This window comes from Gilvimarinus algae, from assembly GCF_030518215.1.
Lineage (GTDB): Bacteria > Pseudomonadota > Gammaproteobacteria > Pseudomonadales > Cellvibrionaceae > Gilvimarinus > Gilvimarinus algae.
On the sequence record NZ_JAULRT010000035.1, the window covers coordinates 488,727 to 505,302 of the forward strand.

The window sequence follows — 16,576 nt, forward strand, 5'->3', positions numbered from 1 at the left end:
CCTTGTAGGCGTAACTCAGACGACGGCGCCGACCGCGCTGTTGAGATTGGCGAAGACCTCGACGCCGTGGCCCTCCAGCGTGTATTCGGGATAGCTGCCGGGGTGGTGCTCGAGTTGCGCCAGGGTCTGCTGGCCTTTGCCGGTCTGTACCAGAATCAGCCGGCAATCCTTGGCGAGTCCGGCCTGCAGATCGCGCAGGCTGTCGCCGACCAGCACAGCGCTCTGCGCACTGGTGTTGAATTCGGCCTCAATGGCGTCAATCAGCCCAGGCAGGGGTTTGCGGCACTTGCAGTGGTCTTCGGGGCCGTGAGGGCAGTAGAAAATAGCTGCCAGCTGGGCGCCCTGGGCCTCCACCAGCTCTGTCAGCTTGGCGTGCATGGCCTCCAGGTCGTCAAGGTCAAAGTAACCGCGGGCCAGCCCCGACTGGTTGGTGGCGACCACCACGGTATAACCTGCGCGGTACAGGCGGGCGATGGCCTCTATGCTGCCGTCGATGGGGCGCCACTGCTCGGCCGAGCGCACATAGTCGTCCCTGTCGTGGTTGATTACACCGTCCCGGTCGAGAATGGCCAGTTTCATCGGTTAACCCTTGGTTGGCGCCAATAGAGAAATGTCGGCCACCTGCAAAAACAAGCCGCGCAGTTGCGCCAGCAGTGCCAGGCGATTGTTTTTCAGGGCCTCGTCATCCGCCATAACCATCACATCGTCGAAAAAGGTGTCTACCGGCTCGCGCAGACTCGCCAGTTCAGCCAGGGCATCGGCGTAGCGGCGCTCGGCAAACAGCGGTGTTACCCGGCTGGTCTTTTCGGCGACGGCTTCAGCCAGGGCCTTTTCGGCGCCCTCTTGCAGAAGAGCGGTGTCGACGCTTTGCGCCGGGGCGGTGTCGAGTTTGCCGAGAATGTTGGACACACGCTTGTTGGCGGCGGCGAGGGCGCTGGCCTCGCTCATGCGGGCGAAGGCGTCCACCGCCAGCACCCGGGCGTTGATGTCCAGCGGGTGGCTGAGGTTTTTCGCCGCCACGGCCAGGTAGACCTCAGTGGCGATTTGGTCTTCCTCATACCAGGCGCGGAAGCGCTCGAGCATATAGGCGAGTACGTCGTCGATGGTGGTGGCCGGGTCTTTGATGTTGTCGCAGTGGCTGGCGGCGGCCAGCTCCAGCAGTTCGCGCAGATCCAAATTGATGTCCTGTTCGACCATCAGGCGCAGGGCGCCCAGGCTGGCGCGGCGCAGCGCAAAAGGGTCTTTGGAGCCGGTGGGCTTTTGCCCGATGCCGAAAATGCCGACGATGGTGTCCAACCGGTCCGCCAGTGCGAGCAGGGTGCCGGTTGGGGTTTGCGGCAGTTTGTCGCCGGCAAATTTTGGCAGGTACTGTTCGGTCAGGGCGCGGGCGACTTCTTCGTCCTCACCATCGTTGATGGCGTAGTAGTAAGCGGCGATACCCTGCATCTTGTCGAATTCGAGCACCATTTCAGTGACCAGATCGGCTTTGGAAAGCTCGCCGGCGCGTTTGGCTTTGGCGGTATCACCGCCGGTTTTCCCGGCGATGGCGGCGGCCAGCGAGGCAACCCGTTCAGTCTTGTCAAAAATGCTGCCGAGCTGGGCCTGAAACACAATGCTCTTCAGGCGCTCGCGCTGGTTCGCGAGTGGGGTTTTCTTGTCGGTATCAAAAAAGAAGGCCGCGTCGGACAGGCGCGGGCGGATCACCCGCTCGTTGCCATCGATCACTTGCGCCGGGTCGGTGGATTCGATGTTGCACAGGGTAATAAAGTTGGGCTTGAGTTTGCCCTGGTCATCCACCACGTGGAAGTACTTTTGGTGTTCCGCCATCGAGGAGATCAGCGCCTCGGCGGGCACGTTCAAAAAGCGCTCCTCAAAGGTGCCGGTCAGGGCCACCGGCCACTCGACCAGCGCAGTCACCTCGTCCAGCAGGTCCTCGTCGATAACCGCGGTGCCATGAATGGCGGAGGCTTCGCGGTTGACCTGCTCGATAATCAGCGAGCGGCGCTCGGCCCTGTCGACCAGTACGTAGGCCGTGCGCAGCGCCTCCACGTAATCGCCGGCACGGCTCAAAGGGATCGCCTGATTGTGATGAAAACGGTGTCCGCGGGATTCGCGGCCGGTTTTCACCCCGAGGATCTCAGTCTCTACCAGAGCTTCGCCATAGAGCATCACCGCCCAGTGCACCGGGCGAACAAACTCGGTGCGCGAGGCGCCCCAGCGCATACGCTTGGGAATGGGCAGCTTGGCCAGCGCCTCGTCGATAATAGCGGGTAGCAGTGCGACGGCCTGCTCGCCGCCGGCTTTCTGCCGGGCCACCAGTTTGTCGGCTTTGCCGTCGTTTTCTGTGGTGAGCTGCTCGACACTCAGGCCGTTTTTACTGGCGAAGGCTTCGGCGGCCTTGGTGGGCTTGCCCTCTTTATCAAAGGCAATCTGCGCCGGCGGACCCCAGACCGTGACTTCCTGCACTGCTGTCGCCTCGGCCAGTTGGTCGATAAGTAGCGCCAGACGGCGCGGGGCCGCGTAGCTGCGGATGCCCTGGTGCGACAGGCCGGCCTTTTCCAGGCCCTCGGCAACACCGGTTTCAAAGGCGGCAATCAGGGATTTGAGTGCGACCGGCGGCAGTTCTTCGGTGCCCAGTTCAAACAAAAAATCAGCAGACATGGGTTACTTCTCCTCCGCGGCTAAAACTTCCCGGCGCAGTGACTCTTCGGCCAGCGGGAAACCCAGTGATTTGCGGGTATCAAAATAGGCTTGGGCGACGGCGCGCGCCAAAGTGCGCACGCGCAGAATAAAACGCTGGCGCTCGGTCACGGAAATGGCGTGGCGGGCATCCAGCAGGTTAAAAGCGTGGGAGGCCTTCATGACCATTTCATAGGCGGGCAGGGGCAGTCCAGCCGCCACCAGGCGTTCGCTCTCGCGCTCGCAGACATCAAAGGTGTGAAACAGGAATTCCACATCGGCCTGCTCGAAATTGTAACGGGACATTTCCACTTCGTTCTGGTGGAAGACATCGCCGTAGGTGACTTTGTCGCCCGAGGGGCTGATGGTCCAGACCAGATCGAAGATCGAATCCACCCCCTGCAGGTACATGGCGATGCGCTCGAGCCCATAGGTAATTTCGCCGGTTACGGGGTAGCACTCGAGCCCGCCCACCTGTTGGAAGTAGGTGAACTGGGTTACCTCCATGCCGTTCAGCCACACTTCCCAGCCCAGCCCCCAGGCGCCGAGGGTGGGCGATTCCCAGTTGTCCTCGACGAAGCGGATATCGTGGATGGCCGTATCAATGCCCAGTTCACGCAGAGAGCCCAAGTACAACTCCTGAATGTTAATGGGCGAGGGCTTAAGCACGACCTGGAATTGGTAATAGTGTTGCAGGCGGTTGGGATTTTCGCCATAGCGGCCGTCGGTAGGGCGGCGGCATGGCTGGACATAGGCGCTGTTCCAGGTTTCCGGGCCGATGGCGCGCAGGAAGGTGGCCGGATGAAAGGTGCCGGCACCGACTTCCATATCCAGCGGTTGCAGAACAACGCAGCCCTGGCGGGCCCAGTACTCCTGCAGGGCGAGAATCAGCCCCTGAAAGGTGCTTACATCGGCTTTGGGTCTTTCGGACACAGCGTTTGGCCTCCGGCGGTTTAGGTGTGGCGCTTTGGCGCGGGTAAATCAAAGGGGCGAATTATAGCGTCACAACTTGGCTATTGGTATGGCGGGGCGGCAAACTGGCGGGGTTTTGCCGGTAAAGTGCGAGAAAGTGTGGTCACGTGCTTTTCGCTGGCACAAGAATTCCGGTAAGCTTCTTCTCTTTTTGTTGGGCCTAGTCTGGAGCTTTGCGTGAAGCAACGAGTGGTATTGGCGCTGGTAAAGGGCCTTGGTTGTCTGCCTCTGGGGTCGGCGCGTGCTCTGGGCGCGGCGGTTGGCTGGCTGCTGTGGAAAACCGGCGCGCGTGCGGCAAAGACGACGCGGACCAACCTGGCGCTGTGCATGCCGCAGATGCCGGAGGCCGAGCGCGAGCAACTGACGCGCCGCAGCCTGATCGAAACCGGCCGTGCCGGTGCAGAAATTCCTGTGATCTGGCGCCGCCGCGACAGTTGGCTGCGTCAGAAAGTGCTCGATTACGAAGGTGGCGAGCTGGTGCGCCGCTCTTTGCAGCAGGGCAAGGGGGTTATTATGCTGACCCCGCATCTGGGTGATTGGGAAGTGCTGCCGTGTATTTTGTCGCTGCACGGCAAGCTCACCATTCTCTACCAGCCGCCGGGTGACTCAGCGCTCGATGACTATATCTGCCGGGCCCGCCAGCGAGCGCATTTGGCCTTGGCGCCCACCAGCCGCCGGGGCGTGGCGCTTTTGATCAAGGCGCTCAAGCGCGGTGAAATGGTGGGGATTTTGCCGGACCAGGTGCCCGACCCCGGCTATGGCGGAATTGAAGCGCCGTTTTTTGGTCAGAGTGCCCTCACAATGACGCTGGTGCACAGTTTGATGCGAAGCACCGAGTGCGAAGTGCTGATGTGCTATGCACTGCGCATTCCCGGCGGATTCAAGGTGGTCTACCGGTCTTGCGACAGCGCCATTTACGATGCGGACCCAGTGGTGGCGGCCGAGGGCTTGAACCGCTCGGTGGAGCAGGCTCTGCTGCAGGCGCCGGCGCAATACCAGTGGGAATACAAACGATTCAAAGGGCGCGCCGCTGGCGAGCCCTACTGAACAGACAGGTGAAATCAATGAAGTTAGCAGCGCGGTTTGCTCTGTGTGCCCTGCCGGTATTGATGGCAGGCTGCGCCGGTCAGTACCGATTGGTAGAGACCAGTGACCTGGAAACAGTGAATCAGTGTGCCATGGCCTCGGACCACAATCATCAGCTGCTGTTGACTCAGCAGCGCGATTTGTCGCAGGGGTTCGCCGAGTTGCTCGCCGAGCTGGAGCAGACCCGCTCCCAGGTGGCCAAGGCCGAGGCGGCGAATTGCCCTGACGTCACTTTTATTGCTCCGCCGCCGAAAGATAACTCAACTGAGCCGGTCATGGATCAGGTGGCCAAACAACTGGTTGGCGCCACCGAGCAAGTCTACTTTGACGATCTGGCTTTGAGTCTGGAGGCTCGCATTGATACAGGCATCAGCACCGCCATTTTACCGGTGCGTGATATCCAGCGTTTCGAGCGCAACGGGGAAGACTGGGTAAGGTTTAGCTTGTCGGCCGACAGCGAAGATGACAGCGCCTTTGAGCGCAAGATGATTCGCCAAAGCAGTGTTGCATCCGAAGGGCAAAGACCGGTGATTGCGCTGCGCTTTACGCTCGGTCGCATTACCCAGCAGGGTGAGTTTGTCCTGGCCGATCGCAAGCAGTCGGCCCCGTCGGTAAGACTCGGGCGTTTGGCATTGCGCGATGTCATGGTCGTCGATGTCAGCCGCGATAATATTGCTTCACTGCCAGACCCAGAACAGGCCTCCGAAAAATGAAGATTCGCCGCTTGCCGTTTTACGCCATTGTCATTTTATTGATTGTGGCGGGCCTTGGTACCGCTGGGCTGCGTCACAACACAACGGAAGTGCCGTTTGTCCCCGGCGAGCAAAAGCCGGTATGGCTGGTTGAGGCGCGCATCGATTTTCTCGCACAGGGCGGCAAAACGACCGTGCGCCTGGATCTACCTGATTCGGCGCCGGGGTTTCGTCTGATTCGTGAGCAGGCCGCCTCGCCGGGCTACGGCTTTGCCGTGCTCGATGACAAGCGCGACCGGCGGGCCGAGTGGACCCGGCGCGAAGTAACGGGCTATCAGACGCTCTACTATAACGCCCAGTATCTGCCGGTGAGTTACGAACCCGAGCCCAAAGACCCCGAACCGCCGAAAGCCGAGGACGTGTTCTGGGATGAGCCAGAGGCCACAGCAGCGCGCGAGTTACTGCGCGGCGCCTTGTCGCGCTCGTCTTCACCGGCCAGCACAGCCCGTGAGTTGATCAAGTTGCTAAGCCCCAACTCACCTGACCAAAACGCTCAGTTGTTGCTGGCGGCCGAGCCCAGCCGCTCGCGGCTTTTGGTGAAGCTTCTCAACCAGTCGGGCGTGCCCTCGCGCATGGCCATGGGGCTGTATCTCGAAGACGCCAGACGGCGACAGACATTGACACCACTGGTGGAGCTCTTCACCGACGAGGGCTGGCTGCTGATGAACGCTGCGACCGGCGAGCAGGGCGTGCCGGAAAATCTGCTGCTCTGGTCCCGTGGGGTGGATGCTCAGCTGGATGTCATCGGCGGGCAAAACTCCAGCCTGACTTTCTCCATGATCCGGCAAACCGTGCCGGCCATGGCGCTTTCGCAAGTACAGTTTCAAGACAATATTTTCAGCCTGCTCGGAGTGTACAGCCTGCCGATTGAAGAGCAGAGCATGTTTAAAATGCTGTTTTTACTACCGCTCGGTGCCATGGTCGTGGTGTTTATGCGGGTGATGGTGGGCTTGCGTACCGCCGGTACGTTTATGCCCATTTTGATATCGCTGGCGTTTTTGCAAACGTCACTGGTGCCGGGGCTTATCAGCTTTATTCTGATAGTCGGCCTGGGACTGCTGCTGCGCAATTACCTGTCGTACCTTAACTTGCTACTGGTCGCGCGTATCGCCACGCTGATTGTGCTGGTTATTTTCCTGATATCGGTCATGAGCCTTGTGGGTTATCAGCTGGGTTTGAACGCTGGCATTACCGTGACTTTCTTCCCCATGATCATCATCGCCTGGACCATAGAGCGCATGAGTATTCTCTGGGAAGAGGAGGGGCCCCACGAGGTACTGATTCAGGGGGGCGGCAGTCTATTGGTGGCTGTGTTGGCGTATTTGTTGATGAGTATTGAGCTGATCAATCACCTGAGCTTTAACTTCCCCGAGCTGAACTTGGTCATACTGGCGTTTATCCTGTTGATGGGTCAATACACAGGCTACAAGCTCTCCGAGCTCAGGCGTTTCCGCTCAATGGAGAATATGGACTGATGTTGATCAGCCCCTTCAAGTTGCGCCGCCTTGGCATGCTCGGCATGAACTGCCGCAACCGGGATTTTATTGGTCGCTATAACGATCGGCGGCTCTACCCCCTGGTAGATAACAAGCTGAAAACCAAGTTGCTGGCGGAGGAGTATAAGGTGGCAACACCACAGCTGCATTTTGTGGTGGCCGAGCAGCACGAGATTGCCCATATTGAACAGCAGCTGGAGACCCTCAATGGCTTTGCGATAAAACCGGCGAAGGGTTCGGGCGGCAAGGGTATTTGGGTTATTACTCACCGCGATGGCAAAGACTTTATAAAGTCCTCGGGCGCCAAGATCACAATGGAGGATATCCGCCGGCACATGAGCAACACCTTGGCCGGTCTCTACTCACTGGGGGGCGTGAGTGACGAAGTCATCGTTGAAGATCTGATTGAGTTTGACGATTGCTTTGAAGGTTTTTCCTTTGAGGGTGTGCCCGATATACGCATAGTGGTCTTTCGCGGATTTCCAGTAATGGCCATGTTGCGCCTGGCCACTCACGCCTCCGACGGCAAAGCCAATCTGCATCAAGGGGCAGTGGGGGTGGGCCTGGATTTGTCCAGTGGCCGTTGTCTCAACGCTGTACAGTTTGGCATGCCGGTGTACGAGCACCCGGATACCAAACGGTCACTCAAAGAAATCAAAGTGCCGGATTGGCGCGGTATGCTGTTGCTCGCCTCGCGTTGCTACGATATGACTGGCTTGGGTTACATCGGCGCTGATCTGGTGCTGGATGCCAATCGGGGCCCGGAGCTGCTCGAACTCAATGCCCGGCCTGGTCTGGCGATTCAAGTCGCCAACGGATTTGGCTTGCTGCCCCGACTGCGCCACATCGAGACGTTAAAAGAGAAACGTTTTCCAACGGCTGAGTCGAGGGTAGACTATGTCATGAAAGAGTTTGCGGTTACCCCTCTACTCTGATTCGGATGCTTGGGTCAAAGGTGTCCATTCGTTAAAGCGTGTCTGCAGCGCATCGATAAACGCATTTTTAATCACCCCGATGAAAGCACTGAATGAACGCACCTCGGTGTCGTCCAGTGAGCCTTCTATCTCAATTTCGGTGGCGAGCTTGCGCGAATCCAGGTTGGTAAACACGGCGCTCAGCACGCCCCAAAGTGCTTCCCAAGTGACCTGCAGAGGGTTGTCGCCCTGTTGTTCAACATCCTGCGACCAGCTGGCGATGTTTACATCCTCCAACAGAGGCTTAATGTAGCCTTTTAACTGCCGGTCTTTCGCCTCAAGCTCACAAAAAATCTGCATTTTCCCCGACTTAAAATCGACATTGGCATAGGATTGGGCCAGAGTATTGATGCGTGAGAGTTCGAACGAGTCTGCCTGCGCTGCCAGCACAAAGTCATCGTATTCAAAGGGGTCGAACTCGGCTTCGATGGAAAACGCCGACTCGTCAAAAAGCTTGCCCGAGGCCTTGGCGCTGGCTACCCGCTGACCGTCTTCGCCGGCAATGTTGGTCAGATTGGTGAGTAGGGCATTAATTTGAGTAATTTCCACGCTGGCTTTGGGAGTGCGCCCGGCATTGCTAAAACGAATCACCCCATTGTGGATGCCGAGCCGGCTGACGGTCGTGGGCAAAATCCGATCAAAAACCTCTATCCAGTTTGTGCCCTCGCCAAGTTGTTCATTATCGTCGTCTTTGGCTTCGACAATGTGCAACTCAGGCTGGTACAAATCGGTGTCCATCAAAAGTTCGCGCTTGCGCAGTGCCGACCAGCTGATGCCGATATCCATGGCCGAGAGTTGAAAAAAGGGGGACTCTGGATCGGTGGCCACACGATCCTTGTGATAGATGACTAGCTGCTCGAGGCGGTATTCGCCATCGAGCAAATGCACCTTTACCGATTGCACCCGGCCATAATATTGACCCATATCCGCCAGCACCTGATGGTTCAGGTACCAACGAATGGCAAATGGAATGAACACCCAAATTAAAATGACCAAAGCAATAACCGCCGCGATCACGACCCGAAAGGTGGTTAAGGAAGGGACTGCCTTGGCTTTCACACGTCACTCGCTGATGATTTGCTCTGGAGACGAGAATCAATCAAAGACTGTGCCATCGCGATTTGCCGCTTGATGTGGCTGTCAAGGGGCGAAAGCTGTTACAAGTAAGGGGCCGTTATGAAGATACTTCAAAGCCGCTGTAAATCTTATAAATGCAGGGCTATACCGAAGATGACTTTACCTACGGTTAACGGTCAGACCATACAGCAAATTCGCTGCCGCCAGGTTCGATAAAATGAAATCGTCGGCCGCCGGGAAAGCTGAAAATGTTCTGGGAGATTTGCGCGCCCGCGTGCGTGAGCTTGTCCTGCGTCCTTTCCAAGGTCTCGCTGTAAAACACAATCAGGCACGCGCCTCTGTCGGTTAGGGAAACCTGGTCGGCCAGGTAGAAGCCACCTTCCATTGTCTCGGACGAAAAAGCACAGTAGCCATCGCCGTAATCAGTAAAGCGCCAGCCGAACACATCAGAGAAAAACTGTTTACTGGCGGCAAGGTCGCTGGAGGGAATTTCCAGGTACTGGATGGCTTCGTGGTGAGTCATGCGATTCTCTTTGCTGGCTATTGTCTGCGCCTCACTCTAACACGCCGCGAGGGCGGCCGTCAGGCCGCCACTACTATCCCAAGCATAATGAGTTCTCAGGCTTGGCGCTTGCGGCCAAGCACGGACAGTGCCAGAGCCAGGGAGCAGGCGAGTGCGCCAAGCAGCCCAAGGAGCGACGTGTTAGACGCTGTGGAGGGTAAGCTCTGATAGCTTGAAGCGTCAGCGACCATCATCTGATCTTGTTCACTGGGCATATCATTGACTTTGGCGACAATGGCAAAGCGGTCGGTGGGGACAAACAGCTGCATGGTGGAGTCGCGGGTCAAAGTATGAATGCTGCGCTGACGGCCATCGATTTCGATCTGAAAGTTTTTTGGCAGGTTTTTCGTTTCGTAGGTCGGTCCATAGTCGCCATCCTGGTGCATAAAGCGAATGCGCACCTGATCGCCAGCGGAGCGAACATACTTAGCGTCCAGCTCGACGTACTCTTTACCGTTAAACTCGACAATGCCCTGGCAGGCGTCGGCAATTTGCGGGTACTCGCTGATGACGGCCTCTTTCCAGGTAACTTCAGAGCAGTCTTTTGCCAGGGCGGTAGCGCTGGTTGCCATGGCGGTGGCGAACGCGGTTACTGTTAAGCAGGTGGATATCTTCATGGTCATTTCCTTTTTAATGAAGTTGCGCCAAGGTGTCTTCCGTGGCCGTCACTATGTAACGCTCGGGCGCACTTCCGACAAAGTAAAAGGGATAACAGGTAATCAGTGTTAATTGGCTGTGGTCTGTGGGCGCCAGCACCTCAACCTGAGAAGGTAAGACAATTTGAATGTTGGTAACCCGGTAGCGCCGCACACCGCTGAGCGTGGTAATCGCGATACCATCGCCTGTCTTGATGTCTTTCAGCACACGAAAAAAACTGTCCCGGTGGCCGGCGATAGCGGTGTTGCCCACAGAATCGAGCGCTGCCGTTTTACTGAGCCAGGCAAGCCCCCGGTCGAGGTTGTCATCGGTTGCACCACTGTATATGGGGGCATCAAGCCCGAGTCCGGGGATGCTCATTACACCGATAAGCTCGTCCGCGGCGCTTTCACCGGCCTTGGTAAAGCCCTGAATTCTGGTGGCGCTCCACAAGCGGGTATCGATAGATGCCGGCACGGCTAATGAAGGCGGCGCGACGGCGCTCTCGGCACTGGCTTGATGGAGAAATTGCTGGACGCTTTTGTTGGCAACTGGGCCTTGTAAGAGCGACTGATGAGCCGATAGGCTCAACAGGAAAATGCCAATCGACCACAGAAAGACCTGAGCACTGCGAGACAAAAAAAACAAAAGGCAAAAATTCGATCGACGAACAGCACCCATAGCGTAATGCCTGCACGGAGGAAGAAATTGCGAAGGTCTTAAACTCTAGCACAAAGGTTTGGGTGCGCTGTGACGGATTGGCCCAAGGGCGGGGCTTGGCGGCAAAAGTGACAGTGGAGAGAGCTGGTACGCATTTGGCGCTGAAACTTTAGTTTTAATGAGACGCTCGTCTGCTTTTTGCGGCTTGGCAGCGCCTGTTTCAACCGTTTGTTGGGCGAGAGCGCTGGACGAGAGTTAACGGCGAAAAAATGAAGTAGAGAAAAGTGACAATCCTGTGGCCTTTTACAATGATTCGGCTATTAGCGATTCCGCTCTATATGGCAAGATTGTTTAAAAATGGGATCATTTAATCGTGCGTCACGTGTCCTGAGCGTATTTTATCGTCGCCAGAACACCGGGCTGAAGAGTACGAGCAAGGTAAAGACCTCAAGCCGGCCCAGCAGCATTGCAAAACACAGTACCCATTTGGCCGGGCTGTTGATCTCGCTGTAGTTGCCCGCCACATCGCCCATGCCTGGGCCCAGGTTGGTGATGCTAGCGCCTACGGCCGAAAAGGCCGTAGGCAAGTCCAGCCCAGTGGCGATGAGTATCAAAAACATGGCGATGTACATCACCACATACATCACGAAGAATCCCCACACGGCTTCGATAACCCGATTGGGAACGCTCAGGGTGCCGAGCTTTATAGGGATGCAGGCCTTGGGATGGATTAGCCGGTGAATTTCCCGCACGCCCTGTTTGTACAGCAGCAGAATCCGAATCATCTTCATGCCGCCACCGGTGGAGCTGGCACAGCCACCGAGAAAGGCGAGCAGAAACAGCATATAGGGTAAAAACGACGGCCAGGCGTTGAAGTCTGACGCAAAGCCAGCCGTACTCAGGGTCGATGCCAAGTTGTAAAAACCGATAAAAAAGCTATCGGTGGCGCTGTAGGTTTGGGTGACTGCCAGCAGCAGGATCGTGGTGATGGAACCGAAGAAAATCCAGCCGGCGTAGAAACGAAACTCGGCGTCTTTCAGGTAGTGCAGAGGATTTTTTTCTCTCCAGACCAAAAAGTGCAGGGCAAAGTTAGCACCGGCAATCAGCATGGCAATGGAGCAAATCAGCAAAATAGCGTTACTTTCAAAGTGGTGCATGCTGTTGTCGTGAGTGGAGAAGCCTCCGTTGGCAACGGTCGAGAGTGAGTGTGCCAGGGCGTCAAACCAGGACATGCCGGCAATTTTGTACGCCAACAGGCACAGGGCTGTGAAAGTCAGGTATATCAGGAACAGCGCCTTGGCGGTTTCGGTGATGCGCGGTGTCAGCTTGTTGTCTTTTACCGGTCCGGGCGCCTCGGCACGATAGAGCTGCATGCCACCAATTCCCAGCATGGGCAAAATGGCGACCGCGATTACGATAATACCGATACCGCCAAACCACTGGAGCTGTTGACGGTAAAACAAAATCGACGGCGGCAGGGCGTCAAGCCCGGTGATAACGGTGGCGCCAGTTGTGGTCAGTCCTGAAATGGATTCAAAGATGGCGTCGGTGACCGAGAGGTCCAGGCCGTTGGAGAAATAAAGTGGCAGCGAGCCAAAGGCGCCGAGTACTGTCCAGAACAGTGCCGTGACCAAAAAGCCATCGCGGGTGCGCAGGTCAGCCCGGCTTTTGTAGACGGGCGCCCATAGGGCTAGGCCCGCACCAAAGGCAAGGGCAAAACCCCAGAGAAAGGTCATGTAGTTGTGGTCGTTAAACCACAAGCTGACGCTGATGGGAATCAGCAGCGTTAGGCTGAACATCATCAGCAGTACGCCGAGCACACGGGAGATTACCGCAAAGTGCATCCTGTCCCCACGCTGGAAATTGAAAAATTGCAGTTCATTGGCCGCACGGCTCGTCGCTTAAAAGAAAGTAAACCCAACCTGAAAGAGTTTTTCTATGTCGCGAATGTGCTTTTTGTTCAGCAAAAACACAATCACGTGATCGCCACTCTCCACCACCACGTCGTCATGGGCGATGATCACTTCGCTGCCCGATTCAGTTTCGCGCACCAGCGCTCCGATGTTGGCGCCCTGCGGCAAGTCGATGTCTTCCAATGCCCGGCCAACAACTTTGGAGGAGTTTTTGTCACCGTGCGCGATCAGCTCTATGGCTTCTGCTGCACCACGTCTGAGCGAGTAAACGCTGACCATATCGCCTCGGCGCACATGGGTAAGCAGGCTACCGATGGTGGTAGTTTGCGGCGAAATGGCGATGTCGATATCACCGCCCTGCACCAGGTCTACGTAGGCCGGGTTGTTGATCAGCGCCATCACCTTGCGCGCCCCCAGGCGCTTGGCGAGCATGGACGACATGATGTTGGCTTCGTCGTCGTTGGTCAGGGCGAGAAACACATCGGTGTCTTCAATGTTTTCTTCGGCGAGTAAATCCTGATCCGAGGCGCTGCCGTGCAGCACAATGGCTCGCTCAAGGTGTTCTGAGAGGTGGTTGGCGCGGCCCTTGTTGTGTTCAATCACCCGCACGCTGTAGCGCCCCTCCAGCTTGCGCGCCAGGCGCATGCCGATGTTGCCGCCGCCGGCGATGATTATCCGCTTGTAGGCGGTTTCCATACGCCGCAGCTCACTGATTACGGCGCGGATATCGCTCTTGCCGGCGAGAAAGAACACCTCGTCGTCCGCTTCAATCAGGGTAGAGCCCGTAGGCATGATCGCCCGGCCGCGCCGGTAAATGGCGGCCACGCGGGTCTCAACCGAGGGCATGTGCTGGCGTAGAAAGCGCAGTTCCTGGCCCACTAAGGGGCCGCCGTGGTAAGCCTTCACGGCCACCAACTGCACCTTGCCCTCTGCAAAATCCAGCACCTGCAGGGCGCCGGGCGTTTCTATCAGCCGGTGAATGTAGTCGGAAACCAGCTGCTCGGGACTGATCAGCACGTCGATGGGGATGGCGTCGTTGCTGAACAGCTTGTTGTTGGTCAGATAGGCGGTCGCCCTGACGCGCGCGATCTTGGTGGGGGTGCGAAACAGGCTGTGGGCCACCTGGCAGGCGATCATGTTGATTTCATCGTTATTGGTGACGGCGACCAGCATATCGGCGTCTTCCACGCCCGCCTGCACCAGCACGTCGGGGTGGGAGCCCTCGCCATTGACCACGCCGATATCCAGCCGGTCGCGCAGTTCGCGCAAGCGGGTGTTGTCGGTGTCGATAACGGTAATGTCGTTGGATTCGTCGGCGAGATTTTCGGCGAGGCTGGCGCCCACTTGTCCCGCACCGAGAATGATAATCTTCATAAATCTGCCAGCCAGTGTCTTGTTTGAGAAGTTCGCCGGGTATTGCGAAGCCGGGCAGCAGCTCCGGGTCCACCGAGTGCAAGCCTGCTATGGATTGGCCAGACTTTACCGCTTTTGGCGGTCATTTGGCTATTTTTCTGAATTTTGCGTAGTAAAACCCGTCGTGCCCATTAGCCTGTGGCAGCAGTTGGCGGCCGACGTCCTGTGCCAGCCCCCAGGTCGCGTCTATGGTTAGGGTCTGGACGTCGCCCGAGCGCTGTAAAAAGCCTTTGGCCTGTTCGCTGTTTTCCTCCGGCAGGACGGAGCAGGTGGCGTAGAGCAAGATTCCACCGGGTTTAACCAAGGGCCAGAGGGCGTCCAGCAATTGTCCCTGTACTCGCGCGAGCCGCGTGATGTCGTCGGCGCTGCGCAGCAGCTTGATATCGCTTTGACGGCGGATGATGCCCGTGGCCGAGCAGGGTGCGTCCAGCAGGATTCGGTCGAAGAGTTGGCCGTCCCACCAGCTGTTGGGTTGGGCGGCGTCGCCCGCCACCACGCGAGCCTCAACACCGAGCCGCTGCAGGTTGTCGGTTACCCGTTTCAGGCGGCGCTGCTCGATGTCCAGGGCGGTTACCTGCGAAAGCCTTGGCTCCGATTGCAGAATGTGGCCGGTTTTCCCGCCGGGCGCGGCGCAGGCGTCCAGCACTCGGAGCCCGGGCGCCAGATCCAGCAGCGGCGCCGCCAGTTGCGCCGCCTCGTCTTGAACGCTGATCAGGCCCTCGGTAAAGCCGGGCAACAGCTTCGGATCGCAGGGGCTGGCGAGAGTAAAGCCGTATTCACTGCAGTCGGTCGGACGGGCGTCCAGGCCGGCGGCACTGAGGCGCTGCAGATATTGATCGCGGGATTCGGTCCGGGTATTGAGCCTGAGGGTCAGGGGTGGGTGGGCATTATTGGCCTCAATGATTGCTCCGGCCTGGTCGGGCCAGGCCCCTTCAATGGCCTCGAGCAGCCATTGTGGGTGTGCCGTGCAAAACGTCCGATCGTCGGCCAGAGCCGCGGCCAGCTGGTCGCGCTCTCTTTGATAGCGGCGCAGCACGCCGTTGATCAAACCGGTGGCCCAGGGCTTTTTCAATGCGCGCGCGCAGCCGGCAGTCTCGCCAATGGCAGCGTGGTCGGGGATGCGGGTGTAATCCAGCTGATAGAGTCCGAGAAGCATAAGCGCAAGAACATCGCCGTCTTTACCGCGCAGCGGTTTTTCCAGTAAGGCATTGAGACAGGCGCGCAAGCGTGGATAGTAGCGCATGGTGCCGTAGCACAGCTCGCGCACCAGAGCCCGGTCGTTCGGTGCGACTTTCTCCTGCCATTGGGGCAGACTGCTGGCCAGCGAGCCGTGCTGGCGCAGCAGCTCGGCCAAGGCGCGGGCGCAGGCCAGCCGAGGCGTCATGCCGCCGGCTCCAAAAAGCGCTCGCCTAGGGTAAACAGTGAGTGGTTGCCCCGCAGCAGCTCGGCGACGGACATGGCTTTTTTCCCTGGCAGCTGCAGCCGGGTAATCGCCAGTCGACCTTCACCGCAGGCGACGACCAGCGCCTCCGGGGTGATATCCACCACAGTGCCCGGCTCGGCGGCGGAGCCGGGGAGTGGCGACGCCTGCCAGATACGCACGGCCGTGTCGGGTGTTTTGGCCGGAACGGTGTAGGCCACCGGGAAAGGGTTGAAGGCCCGGATCTTCTGATCGATTTGGGTGGCACTGTCCTGCCACCGGATTTGCGCCTCCGCCTTGCTGATCTTGGGTGCGTAGTTGGACAGGTTGTCGTCTTGCTCTTCGGGCTGGGCCCGGCCTGCGGCCAGTTGCGTCAGGGCCTCGAGCAGTGCCGGGCCGCCGAGCTGCATCAGCTGGTCGTGCAGACTGCCGCCTGTGTCGTTGTTGCTGATGGGGCAGATGGCCTTGATGAGCATGTCCCCGGTGTCGAGTCCGACATCCATCTGCATGATGGTAATGCCTGTTTCCTTATCTCCCGCCTCAATGGCTCGCTGAATGGGTGCGGCGCCGCGCCAGCGCGGCAGCAGCGAGGCGTGGACGTTGATACAGCCAAGCCTGGGGGTATCGAGTACGGCTTTGGGCAGTAGCAGCCCGTAGGCCACCACCACCATCAGATCAGCGTCCAAGGCGGCGAGCTCCGCCTGGTCGGCGTCGCCTTTAAGCGACAGTGGCTGGAATACGGGTATGCCGGCACTCAGCGCTTTTTCCTTAACGGGGCTGGGCCTGAGCTTTTTGCCTCGCCCGGCCGGGCGATCCGGCTGGGTGTAGCAGGCGATCACCTCATGAGGGCTATCGATCAGTACCTGCAGGTGGTGGGCGGCAAAATCGGGTGTGCCGGCGAAGATCAGTCGCAGGGGGTTGGTCATTGCGGATTCC

15 protein-coding genes are annotated in these 16,576 nt (G+C 58.3%); 4 read left to right on the forward strand and 11 right to left on the reverse strand.

The features are described from left to right. Positions 1-15 precede the first annotated feature (15 nt). From gmhB to glyQ, 3 genes are read right to left on the reverse strand one after another with little or no spacing between them, the layout of a single operon-like run. Positions 16-579, reverse strand: coding sequence for a D-glycero-beta-D-manno-heptose 1,7-bisphosphate 7-phosphatase (gene gmhB / locus QWI16_RS05850; protein ID WP_302711831.1), 564 nt, complete (start codon positions 577-579; stop codon positions 16-18). A gap of 3 nt (positions 580-582) precedes the next feature. After that, positions 583-2,661 (reverse strand): glycine--tRNA ligase subunit beta, encoded by a 2,079-nt coding sequence (gene glyS / locus QWI16_RS05855; RefSeq protein ID WP_302711832.1) that lies wholly within the window; start codon positions 2,659-2,661, stop codon positions 583-585. 3 nt (positions 2,662-2,664) lie between these two features. Next, complete coding sequence (gene glyQ / locus QWI16_RS05860; RefSeq protein ID WP_302711833.1) at positions 2,665-3,612, reverse strand: glycine--tRNA ligase subunit alpha; 948 nt, start codon at positions 3,610-3,612, stop codon at positions 2,665-2,667. Between the two features lie 216 nt (positions 3,613-3,828). On the opposite strand from glyQ, the gene QWI16_RS05865 reads away from it, so the two are divergent. Genes QWI16_RS05865 through QWI16_RS05880 form a run of 4 tightly spaced genes read left to right on the forward strand, consistent with a single transcriptional unit; the run spans position 3,829 to position 7,920 of the window. Beyond that, positions 3,829-4,698: a lysophospholipid acyltransferase family protein gene (locus tag QWI16_RS05865; RefSeq protein WP_302711834.1), complete on the forward strand. Its 870-nt coding sequence runs from the start codon at positions 3,829-3,831 to the stop codon at positions 4,696-4,698. Positions 4,699-4,715: 17 nt separating this feature from the next. Further along, positions 4,716-5,450, forward strand: coding sequence for an ATP-dependent zinc protease family protein (locus QWI16_RS05870; RefSeq protein WP_302711835.1), 735 nt, complete (start codon positions 4,716-4,718; stop codon positions 5,448-5,450). Continuing rightward, positions 5,447-6,964, forward strand: a complete 1,518-nt coding sequence (locus tag QWI16_RS05875) for a UUP1 family membrane protein (protein WP_302711836.1) — start codon at positions 5,447-5,449, stop codon at positions 6,962-6,964. The genes QWI16_RS05870 and QWI16_RS05875 overlap by 4 nt, the downstream gene beginning before the upstream one ends. After that, positions 6,964-7,920 carry an alpha-L-glutamate ligase-like protein gene (locus QWI16_RS05880; RefSeq protein ID WP_302711838.1) on the forward strand — a complete coding sequence of 319 codons (957 nt, stop codon included), beginning with the start codon at positions 6,964-6,966 and terminating at the stop codon, positions 7,918-7,920. Before QWI16_RS05875 ends, QWI16_RS05880 begins: the two co-directional genes overlap by 1 nt. Here QWI16_RS05880 and QWI16_RS05885 read toward each other — a convergent pair. From QWI16_RS05885 to fmt, 8 genes are all read right to left on the reverse strand, one after another. Further along, positions 7,912-9,018, reverse strand: a complete 1,107-nt coding sequence (locus QWI16_RS05885; RefSeq protein WP_302711839.1) for a DUF748 domain-containing protein — start codon at positions 9,016-9,018, stop codon at positions 7,912-7,914. The two genes, QWI16_RS05880 and QWI16_RS05885, sit on opposite strands and share 9 nt — an antisense overlap. 187 nt (positions 9,019-9,205) lie before the next feature. Then, entirely contained in the window at positions 9,206-9,559 is a 354-nt protein-coding gene (locus QWI16_RS05890; protein ID WP_302711840.1) for a VOC family protein, read from the reverse strand. A 95-nt stretch (positions 9,560-9,654) separates the two neighbouring features. Further along, on the reverse strand, positions 9,655-10,215 hold the full coding sequence (locus QWI16_RS05895; RefSeq protein ID WP_302711841.1) for an LPXTG cell wall anchor domain-containing protein: 561 nt from the start codon (positions 10,213-10,215) through the stop codon (positions 9,655-9,657). A 13-nt stretch (positions 10,216-10,228) separates the two neighbouring features. Further along, positions 10,229-10,915, reverse strand: coding sequence for a class D sortase (locus QWI16_RS05900; RefSeq protein WP_302711842.1), 687 nt, complete (start codon positions 10,913-10,915; stop codon positions 10,229-10,231). A gap of 377 nt (positions 10,916-11,292) precedes the next feature. Next, a complete protein-coding gene (locus QWI16_RS05905; RefSeq protein ID WP_302711843.1) occupies positions 11,293-12,738 on the reverse strand; it encodes a TrkH family potassium uptake protein in 1,446 nt (481 codons plus the stop codon). A gap of 57 nt (positions 12,739-12,795) precedes the next feature. Further along, positions 12,796-14,181, reverse strand: coding sequence for a Trk system potassium transporter TrkA (trkA, locus tag QWI16_RS05910; RefSeq protein ID WP_302711844.1), 1,386 nt, complete (start codon positions 14,179-14,181; stop codon positions 12,796-12,798). Positions 14,182-14,302: 121 nt separating this feature from the next. Next, on the reverse strand, positions 14,303-15,604 hold the full coding sequence (gene rsmB, locus QWI16_RS05915) for a 16S rRNA (cytosine(967)-C(5))-methyltransferase RsmB (RefSeq protein WP_302711845.1): 1,302 nt from the start codon (positions 15,602-15,604) through the stop codon (positions 14,303-14,305). Beyond that, the gene (gene fmt / locus QWI16_RS05920; RefSeq protein WP_302711846.1) at positions 15,601-16,566 is read right to left on the reverse strand and encodes a methionyl-tRNA formyltransferase; all 966 of its coding nucleotides are present in this window, start codon (positions 16,564-16,566) and stop codon (positions 15,601-15,603) included. The genes rsmB and fmt overlap by 4 nt, the downstream gene beginning before the upstream one ends. Between the last annotated feature and the right edge of the window lie 10 nt (positions 16,567-16,576).

What these genes read in the sequence shown, in the direction of transcription:
- gmhB (WP_302711831.1), bottom strand. Translation starts at nt 579, where the DNA reads ATGAAACTGGCCATTCTCGACCGGGACGGTGTAATCAACCACGACAGG.
- QWI16_RS05870 (WP_302711835.1), top strand. Translation starts at nt 4,716, where the DNA reads ATGAAGTTAGCAGCGCGGTTTGCTCTGTGTGCCCTGCCGGTATTGATG.
- QWI16_RS05900 (WP_302711842.1), bottom strand. Translation starts at nt 10,915, where the DNA reads ATGGGTGCTGTTCGTCGATCGAATTTTTGCCTTTTGTTTTTTTTGTCT.
- QWI16_RS05895 (WP_302711841.1), bottom strand. Translation starts at nt 10,215, where the DNA reads ATGAAGATATCCACCTGCTTAACAGTAACCGCGTTCGCCACCGCCATG.
- trkA (WP_302711844.1), bottom strand. Translation starts at nt 14,181, where the DNA reads ATGAAGATTATCATTCTCGGTGCGGGACAAGTGGGCGCCAGCCTCGCC.
- glyS (WP_302711832.1), bottom strand. Translation starts at nt 2,661, where the DNA reads ATGTCTGCTGATTTTTTGTTTGAACTGGGCACCGAAGAACTGCCGCCG.
- QWI16_RS05875 (WP_302711836.1), top strand. Translation starts at nt 5,447, where the DNA reads ATGAAGATTCGCCGCTTGCCGTTTTACGCCATTGTCATTTTATTGATT.
- QWI16_RS05890 (WP_302711840.1), bottom strand. Translation starts at nt 9,559, where the DNA reads ATGACTCACCACGAAGCCATCCAGTACCTGGAAATTCCCTCCAGCGAC.
- QWI16_RS05880 (WP_302711838.1), top strand. Translation starts at nt 6,964, where the DNA reads ATGTTGATCAGCCCCTTCAAGTTGCGCCGCCTTGGCATGCTCGGCATG.
- fmt (WP_302711846.1), bottom strand. Translation starts at nt 16,566, where the DNA reads ATGACCAACCCCCTGCGACTGATCTTCGCCGGCACACCCGATTTTGCC.
- QWI16_RS05905 (WP_302711843.1), bottom strand. Translation starts at nt 12,738, where the DNA reads ATGCACTTTGCGGTAATCTCCCGTGTGCTCGGCGTACTGCTGATGATG.
- rsmB (WP_302711845.1), bottom strand. Translation starts at nt 15,604, where the DNA reads ATGACGCCTCGGCTGGCCTGCGCCCGCGCCTTGGCCGAGCTGCTGCGC.